Here is a 14,542-nt window from a genome sequence, read left to right as displayed (position 1 = left end):
TTTTTTACTTTTAGCTTCCAGCTATGAGTTACTGCGTTCCACCCACAGTTAACTGGTCGAGCTTCAAGGTCGGTTGGCCCACGCCGACCGGTACGCTTTGGCCTTCTTTACCGCACACGCCCACGCCCGCATCCAACGCTAAATCATTGCCCACCATAGACACCTGACTCATTGCCTCTGGACCGTTGCCGATTAAGGTGGCGCCTTTTATCGGAGCCGTGATCTTGCCGTCTTCAATCAAGTAAGCTTCAGAGGCCGAGAACACGAAGCGGCCCGAGGTAATGTCCACCTGACCGCCACCGAAGTTAGGCGCATAAATGCCCTTCTTCACGCTCTTGATGATGTCTTCAGGGGAAGACTCACCCGCCAGCATATAAGTATTGGTCATGCGTGGCATGGGCAAGTGTGCATAAGACTCGCGACGACCGTTGCCGGTAGGCGCCATGCCCATTAAGCGCGCGTTCAGCTTGTCTTGCATATAACCTTTGAGAATGCCGTTTTCGATCAGCACGTTGTAAGCGCCGGGCGTGCCTTCATCATCGATAGAAATCGAGCCGCGACGATCCATCAAGGTGCCATCATCCACTATGGTGCACAGACTAGACGCGACCTTTTCACCGATGCGACCAGCATAGGCAGATGAGCCTTTACGGTTAAAGTCGCCTTCCAGACCGTGGCCAACCGCTTCGTGCAGCAGCACGCCCGGCCAACCCGCACCTAACACCACCGGCATAGTGCCGGCCGGTGCATCTATGGCTTCTAGGTTTACTAAGGCTTGGCGCACCGCTTCTTTCACATAGCTCATGGCTCTAGGCTGGCCGTCGACTATATCTAAGAAATATTCATAACCGGTACGACCGCCGCCGCCACTGCCGCCGCGCTCACGGCGACCGTTACGCTCCACCAGTACCGAGCAGTTGAGGCGCACTAAGGGGCGCAAGTCGGTGGCCAAAGTGCCATCGGTGGCCAGCACTAACATTTCTTCATAAACGCCAGAAATTGAGACAATCACTTGGCTGACTGCGGAGTCTAAGCTGCGACCGAAAGCGTCCATCTGTTGCAGCAATTCAATTTTTTGCTCGCGCGTTAGGCTGTCCAGTGGATTTACGCCCATGTAGCGCGGCGTAATAATCTGGCTCTTGCCCACTTTAAAACGGCCATCACCGCCTTTTTCGGCGATACCGCGCGCCGCACTCACCGCTTGGTCTAGCGCACTGGCGGTCAGCTCATCAGAATAGGCAAAGCCGGTTTTCTCGCCGCTCACGGCGCGCACGCCCACGCCTTGCTCTATGTTGTAGCTGCCGTCTTTCACTATGCCGTCTTCTAATACCCAAGACTCATGTACGCTGTTTTGAAAATACAGATCGGCAAAGTCTATCTGGTGGCGACTCAGGCGCGCTAATTGCGCGTCAAGCAACGCCATATCTAATTGGTTGGGCACCAATATGCTGCGGTTAATTTGTTCAATACTCATTACTTTCTCCAAACCGCGCTTAAGCGCGCATGTTGTGCCACCGGCATTTGACGACGAATCGCTGCCAACTGTTCTGTATCTAGGGCCGCAGACACCAGCCCCTCGCCTGTGGCTAAGCAGGCTTTAATTTCACCCCAAGGGTCGATAATCACCGAATGCCCCCAAGTCTGGCGCGCACCCGTTTCGCCGTAGAGGCCAGCCGCCACCACGTAACATTGATTTTCGATGGCGCGGGCCTGCAATAAAGGTAACCAATGGGCTTGGCCCGTGACCCGAGTAAAGGCCGCTGGCACCAATAAAATATCGGCGCCACGCTCACGCAGCGCACCGTATAAAGATGAAAAGCGCAAATCATAACAGATAGACAAGCCTAAACGCCCGAAAGGACTGTCCACCACGCTAAGTTCATCACCCGGAGCAAAGCTGTCTGACTCCCGATAGCTGCCCTGAGCATCCGCTACCGTTACATCAAATAAGTGCAGCTTATGATAATGGCTAATCTGTTGCCCTTGGTCGTTGTATACCAAGCTGCTGGCATGAAAGCGTGCACTGTGCTCGATGCGGGTCGGCATAGAGCCCACCACCAGCCAAATACCGTACTTTTTCGCCCATTGGCTAAACTGCGCCTGAATCGGCCCCTCGTTTAAGGTTTCCGCATTATTTAATAGCGCATCACGGCAGCCGAACACCACCGCATTTTCCGGCAGCAACGCCAATAATGGCCGCTGACTCGGCAGTTGATCCAATAAACGATTAATGGTCGCCCGATTGGTCGACCAATCGGCAGTCGCCGTCATTTGTAGGGCCACTAACTCCATGAGCTGCTCCTTTTTTGTGTGAGGAGTGAAGAGTGAGGCGTGAGGAGTAAGGCGAAAGACTCGCGTTTGCAAGTTGGGCCATCACTAAAAGTACTGCGCGCCCTTTAGCGCTTCACTTTTTAACCCTTCACTCTTCACACCTCACCGTCCTTATTCTGCCACCTTGATGCGTTTTTTATCTCGGCCCTGCTCCGTCACTTTGGGCGCGTTAATAGATCCTGTTACCTGATAACGAATGCGGGTAAACACATCGACTACCGGCCCTAATACCTTAGACAGCGCCAGCACATATAACCCCGCCACCGGTGCCACGGCAAAGGCGGCTAACACGGGTAAATTTCCGGTTAGATTCGGGGTGAGCTCCACATTATAGTTAAGCTGCTCGGTTGCAAAATTTAGCTCACCCTTACCCCGTAAATCACCGGCGGCGCCTTTTATCAATAAGTCTTTATTGGTTAATACCCCAGCTTGCAATTGACCGCTGGCCGCTATGCTGTCGAAGTAAAAACCTTGGGCAAACACATCCCTAAAGTCTAAGCGCAGGCGGCGCATCACAGACTCGAGACTGAGCACCGACAATAATCCCGCACCCTTGGTCTTCAGCTCGCGCAGCACACCCGACCCGGTTTTTACCGCCAGCTCGCCATTCATACTGGCAAGCTGTGGCTGCCAAGGCGGGCTTAACCAACGCAACTTACCGCTTAGCTGAGCCGAGGTGTCGCTAAAGGGGGATTCTTTGCCGAAGGCTTGCCATAAATGTTGCAACGAAGGACTGCTGCTTTGCCATTCTAAACGACTGAGATCCACATGGCCTTGCTGCAGCCATTGACCGCTGGCCTTAGCCTGCAATAAGGGGCCGTCTATCACCAATTGGCTCAATTGCACGCCATTTTCTTTGGCCAGCGGCTGTAAATTAAACGCCACTTGACCGAAACCGACCTGCTGCCAACGGCAATCTTCACATTGAAAATGCAGGGCGGGCACGTCACTTGGCGTGAGTTCAATGGCGGCACTGAGTGGCTTAGCAGCCGCGTTAGCAGCAAGTGGTGGTGCCTGTTTATTCCCCAACCATAGCCGCTTAAAATTCGCCTGGATCGGTTTAGTGCCACCAAAGGTCAGCTTACCGTCAGCCTGCTCGGCCTTGATCACTAATTGCGAGCGCCCTTGGTTATCGGGCGTGATCACTAAGTTCAGTTGATGCAAGGGCTGTTGCCATAATTGCGCACGGCTGGCATGCATCGCCACCCGATAATGCTCTGGCCAGCTTAAGCCTGACGCGCTGGCTTTGCCGATATTCTTGGCTGGTTGAGCGAGACTGGGCAAGTCACCGAGCAGGGATAACCAAGCATCAAGCGCCAACTCAGGTACGCGTAATGCAATATCCAGCGGCGGGCGCGGCAAGCTAACATTCACTCCGGCCCCCGCCGCCAACCAGAGTTGCTCTATGCTAGCCCCTTGCTTGGTAACGCTCAGCTGTGCATCGCCGCGTATATGCTCGCCAACTTGCAGTGCGACCTTGGCGTAGTCGGCTCCACCATTTACGCTCAGCTTGCTATTGAATGACTGTTGGCGAGTTTTATTAAAGGGCGCAGGCAAACCACTGGTTAAACCGATTAAGGTGGAGTCGGCGTTAAAGGCATAATGCAGCCCACCTTGATGAGGCAAGGTGAGCTGCAACTGGCCGCGCCAATCGGCGTTACCGCTCAAGGGTTTAACTGCCGGATGTAAATGCTGCAGCTTTTCTGGCAGCACTTTACCCTTAATGCCCAGCTCCACCTCATAGCCCTTAGCCGCTTCTTTACCCAGATAAGACAATTGCATGGGCTGGTCGAGCCAACTCGCGCTGAGGTTAGTAAACTCTGTGTGGTGTTCATCAAACAGTAAGTGGCCACTTACTTTATTTAAGGGCAAGTCCAGCGGCTTGACCCGCACGCCGTTGTTGGCAAAGTCCACTTGGCCCTTCACGGCCACGGCGCTACCACCTTTTAAGGGAATACTCAGCGCCAGCTGCGCATTTAAGGGGCCACTGACTTGCACTTGCTCCAGCGTTACGCCGACCGAAGAGGCCAGAGGCGAATCTTGTAAATACTCACTAACGGCGCCACCCTCGCCGTTAATTTTTGCCGTCAGCTCCAGCTTAGACGTCTCATGCAGCGGCGCTATGTCGGCGGTAATATCGGTGGCGTTCACCTTACCTAAGCGGCCTTTCTTACCGGTCATATAAAGACCATCATTTTCAAATAACAGATCCAGACTCAAGTCAGTGAGCGGCAACCAGTGAGGGTCAAAGCGAAACTCAGCTTGGCGCAGAGGCACGCGAGCTTGAAAAATGCCACTCTGATCTTTATAGGGAAAACCATTTAAGCGGCCATACCAAAGCACTTCCGCGCCTTTGGCCTGCCCCGCCACTATGGCGCCTTGCAGATAATCCACTAAGGCCGCGCCCATCACGGGCTCAGGAAAGTAACGATAGGCTTGCCCCGCACGCAACACGTCCACCCGTGCCGAGGCGCTGAGCAGCGGAGCCGCATCTGTGGGCAGCAAGAGGCTAAACCAGCCTTCTAAGGCCAAATCTTGGGTATCCACAGCCAATGTTTCGCTCCACAGCAACCAGTTTTTGGAGGCTTGCTGTTGCCATTTGATCTCGGCATTCACTTGCTCAAGCGGCCAAGGGCCACGAAACGCCTTATCAAACTCCCAATCCCCGGCCTTGGCTTGTTGTACGCTGAGCTCACCGCTGTCTGGGGCCAGCACAAAGTGTCCGTTTAAGCCTTGCGTGGCCGGTGCCCAACCAAAGGCTTGGGTGCTAACCCGATCTAGATTGCCTTGCCAATACCAGTCTTTACCGCTGGGCTCGGCGCTAAAATACAGGTCGGTTAATTGGCCGCGCGGTGCTATGCCCGCTAGTTGCTTGGCGGTGTTGGGGAGAAAACTTTCTCCCCATTCGGCGAGCAGGGCCACGTCGGTAAAGGTCAGTCGGTCTAAGGTGCCTTGTAGCCGCTCCCCTTGGCGATCCACTTGTAGGTGCCAAATGGGCCAAGCTTCGTTGTCGACACTAATGTCGACCTTATTACTGGCCAACTGCCAACCATTGGGTGTGGGTTGCCATTGTACCCGCCCACCATTAATGGCCACTTGATGCTGATCGCCCCAGCCGAAGCGGTTTTCACCTAGTGCTAAAATGCCTGCCATAAGCTGGCCTTGCTGCCATTCTAGCCAGAATTCAAAGTTGAGCTCGGCGCTCACTAATGAATCGTCAGGGCGAATTTGTTTCAAGATATCCGAGGCATTCACGCCATCGGCACTGATATAAAGCTGGCCATCTAGGCGGTCGAGTTCACCGCTAAACTGACTGCGCACTTGCAGTTGCTGCTGGGCTTGCTCACTAAAGGCCAAGCTGCCTTGGCCTTGGTGTTCATCGGGCGCATTGCGCCAATGCCAGTCGGGTAGATGCAATTGAAACAGTGGCTGCTCGCCGTGACTCAGTAATAACTCGGCATCTTGCAGGGAGAATTGCTCAACGCCTTCTAACACCAAATGGCGTAGCCCTTGCCAATCGAAGGGTGCGCGGGGGCTTGCGGGGTCTTTATCATCCAGTGCTATGGGTAGCCGTAAGCCTTCCAGCGTTAGCTCATTGAGCACTGGCCGCCATTGACGCAGGCTCTGCCACAGCTGAACACCGACGAGTGCGCGGCGCAGTGTAATAGTGGGCGCGTCTGCGCGGCGCAAGGTGACATCGTTGAGCGCCAGTATGGGGCCATAATCTTGCCAGCTTAAGCCCAAACCACCTATCTGCAATTCGATGTGATGCTCACTAAGCCAACCGTCTAGCCATTGCTGCTGGGCTTGAGCCAACCAAGGCGCGCCAAAACGCAGCATGGTAACCAGCACGGCTAACAGCACCGCGATGGCGGCCACACTGAGCCAGGCCCAATTTAAGCTGCGCTTGAACATCACAGACACTACATCATCACCACATCAAATTGTTCTTGGTTATACAAAGGCTCGCTGTTTACTTTAACTTCTTTACCGATAAAGACTTCCAGCTCCGCCAGCATATGCGCATTATCTTCTTCTAAGGCTAACGCCACCGCCAGTGACGCATACACCACAAATTTGTCGGCTTTATAGGCTTTATTGACGCGGGTAATTTCACGCAATATTTCATAGCAGACGCTATCGACGGTTTTCACCCGCGCCCGACCGTTACACTCGGGGCAAACGCCGCACAAGATGTGCTCTAGGCTTTCGCGGGTGCGTTTGCGCGTCATTTCGACCAAACCCAATTGCGAGAAACCATTAACATTAGTTTTAACACGGTCTTTGGCTAACGCCGCCTCTAGGCTGTGCAGCACACGCCGCTTATGATCTTCGTCATGCATATCGATAAAGTCGATAATGATGATGCCGCCTAGGTTGCGCAGCCGTAATTGGCGGGCAATGGCTTGCGTGGCTTCGGTATTAGTATTGAAGATGGTTTCTTCGAGATTGCGGTGCCCGACGAAGGCGCCAGTATTGATGTCGACTGTGGTCATGGCTTCGGTTTGATCGATGATCAAATAGCCGCCAGATTTAAGCTCCACTTTACGATTGAGTGCGCGCTGAATTTCGTTTTCCACATCATACAAGTCGAAAATCGGCGACTCGCCTTGGTAATACTCAATTTTGCCGGTTAACTCGGGCACGAACTCATCCACAAACTCGCGCAATACCTCGCAGCTGCTGCCGGAGTCGACCCGAATACGGTCTAGCTCGGCGCCCACAAAATCGCGCACTATGCGACAGCTCAAGCCCAAGTCTTGGTACAAGATGGCGCAGGCCGACGATTTGATGCGTCTTTCTTGAATTTTGCGCCATAAGCGATTTAAAAACGCCGCATCTTGCGCTAACTCTGTCGCACCCACGCCTTCGGCGGCGGTGCGAATAATATAGCCGCCTTGCTCATCAACGTAAGCGCCAACTATGGCTTTTAACCGCTCACGCTCAAGCTCGGAGTCAATACGTTGCGACACGCCCACGTAAGCGCTGCCCGGCATAAACACCAGATAACGGGATGGCAGCGTAATGTCGGTGGTGAGGCGCGCACCTTTAGTGCCCAAGGGGTCTTTCACCACTTGCACCACTATGTCTTGGCCTTGGCGCACTAATTCACCAATGTTACCCACCTGAAAATTAGCCTGCTCTTTGCTAGCCACGCATTCGGTGTGCGGCACTATATCGGAGGCATGTAAAAAGGCGGCACGCTCGCCGCCAATATCAACAAAGGCGGCCTGCATGCCGGGTAATACTCGGCTGACTTTACCTTTGTAAATATTGCCGACAATACCGCGGCGCGCTTGGCGCTCCACGTGTACTTCCTGCAAAATCCCGTTTTCAACCAAGGCGACGCGGGTTTCTGCAGGGGTCACATTAATAATGAGTTCTGCCGACATGGATACTGTCCCTAGTAGAAGTAAATGATGACTAAACTAGCATAGATTGACGGCAAAATAGGCGTCAGTTGGGTAAAAGTCCGGCCGCTTGCAACAGATAGTGAGTTTCGACTAATGGCAAGCCCACAACGGCGCTGTAACTGCCATTGATACGTGCCACAAAACTGCCCGCCAAGCCTTGAATACCATAACCACCGGCTTTGTCGGCGGGCTCACCGCTGGCCCAATAGCGCGCGATATCTGCATCATTTAAGACTCTAAAAGTCACCTCGGTAGCAACTAGCACCTCGCTCACTTGGCCTGCCTTCGTCAGCGCCATGGCAGTCAGCACCTGATGGCTACGCCCAGATAAGCGGCGCAACATATTCATGCCATCTGCTTGATCGCGGGGTTTTTCTAGTACCTCACCATCCAGCACCACTATCGTATCCCCACCGAGCACGGGCAGCGCTTGTCGTTCGCTAATCACTGCCAGAGCTGCACCGGCTAGCGCCTTGTCTCTGGCCAAACGTTGTACGTATTGCTCAGCCGTCTCCCCCGCTTGTTGGCATTCCACCACTTGAGGCAATACTAATTCAAAGGGCACATTAAGCTGTGCCAGCAATTCGCGGCGGCGCGGCGAGCCAGACGCCAGATACATGAGTGGGGACATTGAAAATTCCGTGCAGAGTGAGGTGATTCATAGAAAAACGCCCAGCGCCAAGAACAACAATGCTTATGGTTAGCTGGGCGCAGGGCGCTTGGTGCTCGGCGCTACTCTTGCATTTAAGTAATGGCGAACTGGCGGCGCGTTTTACGCAATAGCAAGAATACCCAAGGCCAAAACACCATGCTGCTGACGATGGACCAAAAATAATGGTAATCCAGTTGGATATCGCGGTTCATATACGCAGCCCAAAAAATCAGGAGTTTATTTAAGATAGCGAGGGACGCCACCACAAACGCCTGCTGCCACACCGAATAGTTACGCATACGTTGAAATTGCGATGCAGCCAGATATACGGGTATCACCAAGGCTAAAGCATTTACGCCCAGTACTGAGCCGAGCAGTATGTCGTACAACAAGCCGACACAGAATGCCGCCCCTACGTTCGCTCTATGAGGCAGCGCAATTGACCAGTAAATTAAGCTCAACAACACCCAATCTGGGCGAAAGGGCATAATTAAATCCGGTAAGGGCAACACGGATAAAATCAGCGCCAGCAATAAACTCAGCGCAATAACTAACCGCCCTTTTAAAGAAAAACTTCTCATTCAGCTACCTCTGCCACCGCCGACGAACCAAGGCTCGCCGCATCAGACTTAGCTGCAGACGTTGCATCAATAGCAGGCTCAGCCTCTGTGGCCTGTTCGACATCATCTGTCTCGCTCAGCTTGGGATCGGGCCACAACAGCAACAAATACCGCACCCTATCCAAGGCGGCAAAGGGTTGCACGCGAATATCGGCAAAAGGTTGGCCGATTTCATAGCCGACATGACTGACACGCCCCACCGGATACCCTTCAGGAAAGCGCCCCGCAAGCCCAGAGCTCAGCAGCACGTCGCCTTCTTGAATATCGGTATTGCGGGTGATGTTATGCAGCAATAAACGATCCAGCTGACCACTGCCGCTGGCAATGGCTCTCATACCATTACGCGCCACGCGCACCGGAATACCATGGCTGGTGTCCGTGATCAGCAACACGCGGCTGGTATTTTTGCCGACCGAAATCACTTGTCCCACCACCCCTTGTTCATTGAGTATCGGCTGGCCTTCAAACGCGCCCACCAGGGCACCTTTATCAATCACCACCTGATGAGAAAAAGGATCCGTGTCTACGGCTAAAATTTCCGCCACCATGCGCCGCGTATCGCGGCGCACCGGCGAGCCTAATAAATCACGTAATCGCTTATTTTCTTGCTCCAAATGATTCAGGCGCAATAAATCATCACGCAATAAAAACAGCTCATTTTCGAGCCGTTTAGATTGCGCGAGCAAGGTTTGATTAGACATCAATTGATTAGAGGCGGAGTCCAGCATCCAACGTGGACTGTTGGCCAGATATTGCAGTGGACTCACTAAGGTATTGAGGTACAACTTAGCATCGGTGAAGCTGTGATAGCGGCCATCGGCAACGATCAGCGACAGCGAGGCCACCACGGCAATTGCTAAGCGGATAGGGAGTGCAGGACCTCGACCAAAAATAGTATTCATGGTGCAGATTTAGCGCGTAAAAGAGAGGCCGAGAAACTCGGCCTGTTGATTAGTCGTAATGGAACAAGTCTCCACCATGCATATCAATCATCTCTAATGCCTTGCCGCCACCGAGTGCGACACAGGTCAGCGGTTCGTCAGCCACCACTACCGGAATACCGGTTTCTTCCATTAACAAGCGATCCAAGTCGCGCAACAAGGCACCACCGCCGGTTAAGACCATGCCGCGCTCGGCAATGTCGGATGCCAGCTCAGGCGGAGACTGCTCGAGTGCCACCATCACAGCACTCACTATGCCGCTCAATGGTTCTTGCAGCGCTTCTAAAATTTCGTTGGAGTTAAGGGTAAAGCTGCGTGGCACGCCCTCGGCCAAGTTACGACCGCGCACTTCAATTTCCAGCACTTCGTCACCGGGGTAAGCAGAGCCCACTTCGTGCTTAATGCGCTCGGCGGTGGCTTCACCTATCAGTGAGCCGTAGTTACGGCGTACATAATTAATGATGGCTTCATCGAAACGGTCACCACCAATGCGCACCGACTGCGAATATACAACGCCATTTAGAGAGATGATGGCGACTTCGGTAGTACCACCACCAATATCAACCACCATGGAGCCTGTGGCTTCCGATACCGGTAAACCGGCCCCAATAGCGGCAGCCATCGGCTCATCAATTAAATACACTTCACGCGCGCCAGCACCCAAGGCGGACTCTTTAATGGCACGACGTTCCACTTGCGTAGAACCGCAGGGTACACAGATCAAGACGCGTGGGCTGGGGCGGAAGAAATTAGTGTCGTGCACTTGTTTAATAAAATGCTGTAACATTTTTTCGGTAACATAGAAGTCAGCAATCACGCCGTCTTTCATCGGTCTAATCGCCGCTATATTGCCCGGCGTACGACCCAGCATCTGTTTTGCGGCTTGCCCCACGGCGGCAACTTCGTGCTTTTGGCCTGATTTATCTTGGCGCAGAGCGACAACTGAAGGTTCGTTAAGAACAATACCTTGATCTTTAACGTAGATGAGAGTGTTGGCCGTGCCCAAATCGATCGATAGATCGTTGGAAAACATGCCTCTTAGCTTTTTAAACATATGCTGAACGAGACCTTGGATTAAGAAAGCGTGAAAGTGCGGCTCACTTTATCAATGCAGCTTACCACTGGCAAGAAACATGCACGGCTAAATACGCACTAGAGCGGTTATGAGTTTCAATAAAACAATAAGTTCCCTAAACTTACGCTCTAATCCCTTTTAATTTTAATTTTGTGGCCTCTCTTAACTCTTGGCAGCAATTATACTCAACTGCCTCCCCCTCACCATTACAGCCACTCGTGCACCCATTACTCGAACGACATAAGATCAGGTTGTGGGCGAAGCGTGACGATGTTTTGCATGGCACCATCTCTGGCAATAAATGGCGCAAGCTAAAATACCCAGTGCGCCACGCCATTAAACAAGAGGCCAAGGGACTACTCAGCTTTGGCGGCGCCTATTCCAATCATTTGCATGCCTTGGCCGCCATAGGACAACAACTGGCGCTACCCACCCTTGGCATAGTGCGCGGCGAAGCCAGTAGCCAGCACAATCCTACGTTAAGTGATGTCCAACGCTGGGGCATGGCGCTGAAATTTGTCGATCGCCAGCTATATAGGCGGCGCCAAGACGCCCATTGGCTCAATGAGCTGGCCGACCGCTATCCGGGCTATTACTTCATACCCGAAGGCGGCAGCTCTGCGCGCGCCTTGCCCGGAGTGGCGGAGCTGTGGGCGGAGCTGGCGTCGCAATTAGCCTCACCGCCTGCTATTGCACTCCCCATACCATTCTCGGCATCAGTACCCACACCACTCTCGACACAACTCTTTGCAACACTCCCCAGTGCTATCGATCAGCTGATCTTGCCGGTGGCCAGTGGTGGTACCTTAGCCGGCTTAATTTCGGCGCGCCCAGCACACAGCCAGCTCACCGCTTATGCGGTCTTAAAAGGCGCGGCTTGGTTACAAAATGAAGTTTGTGCTTTATATCCGCCAGCCGCACAAGATAATGGCTGGCAATTAAGGCTGGAACATCATGGCGGCGGCTATGCAAAATGCACCGCATCCGATAAGGCGGAGATAGCACTATTAAGCCAACAACTTAACCTGCCGCTCGAGCCCATTTACAGCGGCAAAGCCTTACTGGGGTTATTTCGCGATATTGCCGCCGGCTACTATGCCCCCAACAGCCAATTGGTGTTCTTACACACGGGCGGACTGCAAGGTGCGCGCTAGTGGCGAACGCTGCAGGCCGTGACTCAGTGCGCAGAAGCTAAAGGTTAATGGCGGCGGCTTATCAAAACGCCAGCCTCCTTATTAGCGGAGGACTCTGGATAAGCAAAGAAATAGCCCTGCCCCGCATATACTCCCAGCTGTGATAAACACTGCCACTCAGCTCGGGTTTCTACGCCCATGGCGATCACCTTCGTCTGACTGCCCTCGCTGTTACCAATTAAACTACTGACCGCCATTTGGTTAACGGCTTTGGTATCAATGTCGCGCACTAAGCTTGGATGTATCTTCAGATAATCCAACTGGTAATCTTGCACATATTGAGTACTCACCACATCTTGTCCCGCGTGATCCACCGCCAGCTGGCAACCTAAGGCCTTTAAGGCACGCAGCGGTGTGATCAGTGATTGTGCATGCCGACTGACTTGGGCCTCAGAGAGATCAATCACCAACTTATTAACTTGTGCCTTAGGCAGTTGCAGTAACTCCAAGACCAGCCAATTTTGAAACTGGCGCTGCAATAAACTGGTCGCCGACACGTTAACCGCTAAGCTAGCACCCGGCTCAATACTCGGTAACAGCGCCAATGCCTGAGCAATAATATTACGGTCGAGCTGATTGAGCAGGCCACATTTTTCAGCCATTGGTAAAAACTGCCCAGCCGACAACTCACGGCCTTGCTCATCTTGGATCCGCGCCAGTAGTTCATACATAACAGGCGCCTGATTAAGGCCCACATAAATACCTTGCCGATCTAGCTGAATGGTTTGTTGCGCCAACACACGTTCCAACAATGCTCGCCAGCGTACAGTCCCCTTACCCATACTCTCTTCGGTCACGCCCTTATAATAAATAAAATAGCCTTCGCCCCCTTGCAGCTCGGCACTGCGCAATGCCAGCTCGGCTTCTTCGTGTATTTGCAATAAGGGCTCACCAATTCGAAAACAAACACCACCAATATAAATAGCCGGATCCGTGATTTCTTCCGGCCAGTTAAGACGACGTAATAACTTCATTACCTGACGCGCGGCCTCTTTGGCTTCGTTCTCCACCGTATTAGGCAATAACAAGGCGAAGGTCGTGCCGGTATAACGCGCCTGTAATGCACCCGGTTTACCGCGCACAAAATGGCTCATATAAATAGAGGCAGACGTTAATAATTCATCACCACATTCATAACCAAAGTGATAATTAATTTGTGCCAAATCCTGTAATTCTACTAGCAAGAGGGCCCCACCATGACAAGCGGGATCATTTAGCGCCGCCTCTAGACGGTTATCAAAAAAGACTCGGTTACCAATGCCCATTTTTTTATCAAAAAACACATTAGCCCGCATAAAAGAGTCAAAGCGACTGCGCTCTTTGCTCGCATCTTTCAATGCCAGCAATAATTTATCCAGCGCTTGACTAGTATGATGAGGCCATTCCAGTAAAGGGTCATGAGCTAATGAACTTAGCTTATCTTGCAGTATGTATTGACTACGAATATTTAATAGCTCTAAGCCACGAAATTGGCGTCGCAGCCAGCGCAACATAAATAATAAACCTATAAATACCAAGACTAAGGAGCCTAAGATACCCGACAAAGCGGTAAAGGAATGATCGATATTATAAAAAGGAGGCCGCAACACTAAATGTGCCGATAAGTTAGGCTCTGCTTCGAGTACCGCCGAGTATTCCATCGTAAACACATCACCGACGGTCGCCGCCGCATCAATACGAGAAGAATTATAAACCGGGCTGTCACCCCGCAACACGGTAAAGTCGATAATACCGTTCACTTCCAAGATATGGGGCAGCCAAGCATTCATCTTATCGGGTCTGGCGCCACTGGCTTGCCAACCTTCATCGACCAGCCGAAAAACTGTGTTCACTTGGCGTTGCTGATATAAAGCCCCAATCTGATAAAAACTGATTCCGGAGCCAATCAGCACTATCACTACTGCCGTTAGCACACAGAGGCTAAGAGTGGTAATAAGCTGGTTTGTAAATTTCATACCCATCCTTGCGTTACGCTCGTTGGCGCACGCTAACTTCCCTAAATTGCCGCTCGCTACGGCTATCCTGAGTACCCTCAGGCCTGCCTGAAACCCGCGCATTATGTTAGCTTAACAAAAAATATTGACTGAATTATTTGCACTTAAAAAGCGCAGCTTACGCCAGCAAAAATGAACCTTAACAAGGCTTAGTTACAGTCGTAGGTATCATTTCAATATTTTGCAGATTACTGTCTTGCCCAAGCGATGGTCAAGCGCTAGCCGCAACACAGCAGATTGACCCAAAGGGCACCCTATTTTACGTCTAATCGACTTTTCATGTACCATGCGCTAGCGCTAGCTACGCCCAAGAGAGTGCCGC

The 14,542-nt window shown here is 52.3% G+C and carries 10 protein-coding genes; 1 reads left to right on the top strand and 9 read right to left on the bottom strand.

What is annotated here, in order from left to right; genetic code table 11:
* Positions 1-28: 28 nt before the first annotated feature.
* The 8 genes from tldD to ACEN2G_RS09540 all read right to left on the bottom strand — a co-directional run bounded on the left by tldD (position 29) and on the right by ACEN2G_RS09540 (position 11,012).
* Positions 29-1,474 carry a metalloprotease TldD gene (tldD, locus tag ACEN2G_RS09575; protein ID WP_442021265.1) on the bottom strand — a complete coding sequence of 482 codons (1,446 nt, stop codon included), beginning with the start codon at positions 1,472-1,474 and terminating at the stop codon, positions 29-31.
* Positions 1,474-2,292 (bottom strand): carbon-nitrogen hydrolase family protein, encoded by an 819-nt coding sequence (locus tag ACEN2G_RS09570; RefSeq protein WP_442021264.1) that lies wholly within the window; start codon positions 2,290-2,292, stop codon positions 1,474-1,476. Before ACEN2G_RS09570 ends, tldD begins: the two co-directional genes overlap by 1 nt.
* Positions 2,293-2,442: 150 nt before the next feature.
* On the bottom strand, positions 2,443-6,246 hold the full coding sequence (locus ACEN2G_RS09565; protein ID WP_442021295.1) for a YhdP family protein: 3,804 nt from the start codon (positions 6,244-6,246) through the stop codon (positions 2,443-2,445).
* 8 nt (positions 6,247-6,254) lie between these two features.
* Positions 6,255-7,724 carry a ribonuclease G gene (rng, locus tag ACEN2G_RS09560; protein ID WP_442021263.1) on the bottom strand — a complete coding sequence of 490 codons (1,470 nt, stop codon included), beginning with the start codon at positions 7,722-7,724 and terminating at the stop codon, positions 6,255-6,257.
* Between the two features lie 64 nt (positions 7,725-7,788).
* Positions 7,789-8,376: a Maf family protein gene (locus tag ACEN2G_RS09555; RefSeq protein WP_442021262.1), complete on the bottom strand. Its 588-nt coding sequence runs from the start codon at positions 8,374-8,376 to the stop codon at positions 7,789-7,791.
* 113 nt (positions 8,377-8,489) lie between these two features.
* Positions 8,490-8,978, bottom strand: a complete 489-nt coding sequence (gene mreD / locus ACEN2G_RS09550; RefSeq protein WP_442021261.1) for a rod shape-determining protein MreD — start codon at positions 8,976-8,978, stop codon at positions 8,490-8,492.
* Positions 8,975-9,919, bottom strand: a complete 945-nt coding sequence (gene mreC / locus ACEN2G_RS09545) for a rod shape-determining protein MreC (protein WP_442021260.1) — start codon at positions 9,917-9,919, stop codon at positions 8,975-8,977. Before mreC ends, mreD begins: the two co-directional genes overlap by 4 nt.
* A gap of 49 nt (positions 9,920-9,968) precedes the next feature.
* Positions 9,969-11,012 (bottom strand): rod shape-determining protein, encoded by a 1,044-nt coding sequence (locus ACEN2G_RS09540; protein ID WP_442021259.1) that lies wholly within the window; start codon positions 11,010-11,012, stop codon positions 9,969-9,971.
* Between the two features lie 173 nt (positions 11,013-11,185).
* Here ACEN2G_RS09540 and ACEN2G_RS09535 point away from each other — a divergent pair, with 173 nt between their 5' ends.
* Positions 11,186-12,187 carry a 1-aminocyclopropane-1-carboxylate deaminase/D-cysteine desulfhydrase gene (locus ACEN2G_RS09535; protein WP_442021258.1) on the top strand — a complete coding sequence of 334 codons (1,002 nt, stop codon included), beginning with the start codon at positions 11,186-11,188 and terminating at the stop codon, positions 12,185-12,187.
* Between the two features lie 44 nt (positions 12,188-12,231).
* On the opposite strand, the gene ACEN2G_RS09530 is transcribed toward ACEN2G_RS09535, so the two are convergent.
* Entirely contained in the window at positions 12,232-14,181 is a 1,950-nt protein-coding gene (locus ACEN2G_RS09530) for an EAL domain-containing protein (protein ID WP_442021257.1), read from the bottom strand.
* Between the last annotated feature and the right edge of the window lie 361 nt (positions 14,182-14,542).

This window comes from Oceanisphaera sp. W20_SRM_FM3, from assembly GCF_052119705.1.
GTDB lineage: Bacteria > Pseudomonadota > Gammaproteobacteria > Enterobacterales > Aeromonadaceae > Oceanimonas.
Note: the sequence above shows the minus strand (reverse complement) of the source record. Positions and strands in the feature narration are given on the sequence as shown.

Excerpts from the sequence above, each read along its gene's own strand:
- rng (WP_442021263.1), bottom strand. The coding sequence starts at position 7,724 with ATGTCGGCAGAACTCATTATTAATGTGACCCCTGCAGAAACCCGCGTC.
- mreD (WP_442021261.1), bottom strand. The coding sequence starts at position 8,978 with ATGAGAAGTTTTTCTTTAAAAGGGCGGTTAGTTATTGCGCTGAGTTTA.
- ACEN2G_RS09570 (WP_442021264.1), bottom strand. The coding sequence starts at position 2,292 with ATGGAGTTAGTGGCCCTACAAATGACGGCGACTGCCGATTGGTCGACC.
- ACEN2G_RS09555 (WP_442021262.1), bottom strand. The coding sequence starts at position 8,376 with ATGTCCCCACTCATGTATCTGGCGTCTGGCTCGCCGCGCCGCCGCGAA.
- tldD (WP_442021265.1), bottom strand. The coding sequence starts at position 1,474 with ATGAGTATTGAACAAATTAACCGCAGCATATTGGTGCCCAACCAATTA.
- ACEN2G_RS09565 (WP_442021295.1), bottom strand. The coding sequence starts at position 6,246 with ATGTTCAAGCGCAGCTTAAATTGGGCCTGGCTCAGTGTGGCCGCCATC.
- mreC (WP_442021260.1), bottom strand. The coding sequence starts at position 9,919 with ATGAATACTATTTTTGGTCGAGGTCCTGCACTCCCTATCCGCTTAGCA.
- ACEN2G_RS09540 (WP_442021259.1), bottom strand. The coding sequence starts at position 11,012 with ATGTTTAAAAAGCTAAGAGGCATGTTTTCCAACGATCTATCGATCGAT.
- ACEN2G_RS09530 (WP_442021257.1), bottom strand. The coding sequence starts at position 14,181 with ATGAAATTTACAAACCAGCTTATTACCACTCTTAGCCTCTGTGTGCTA.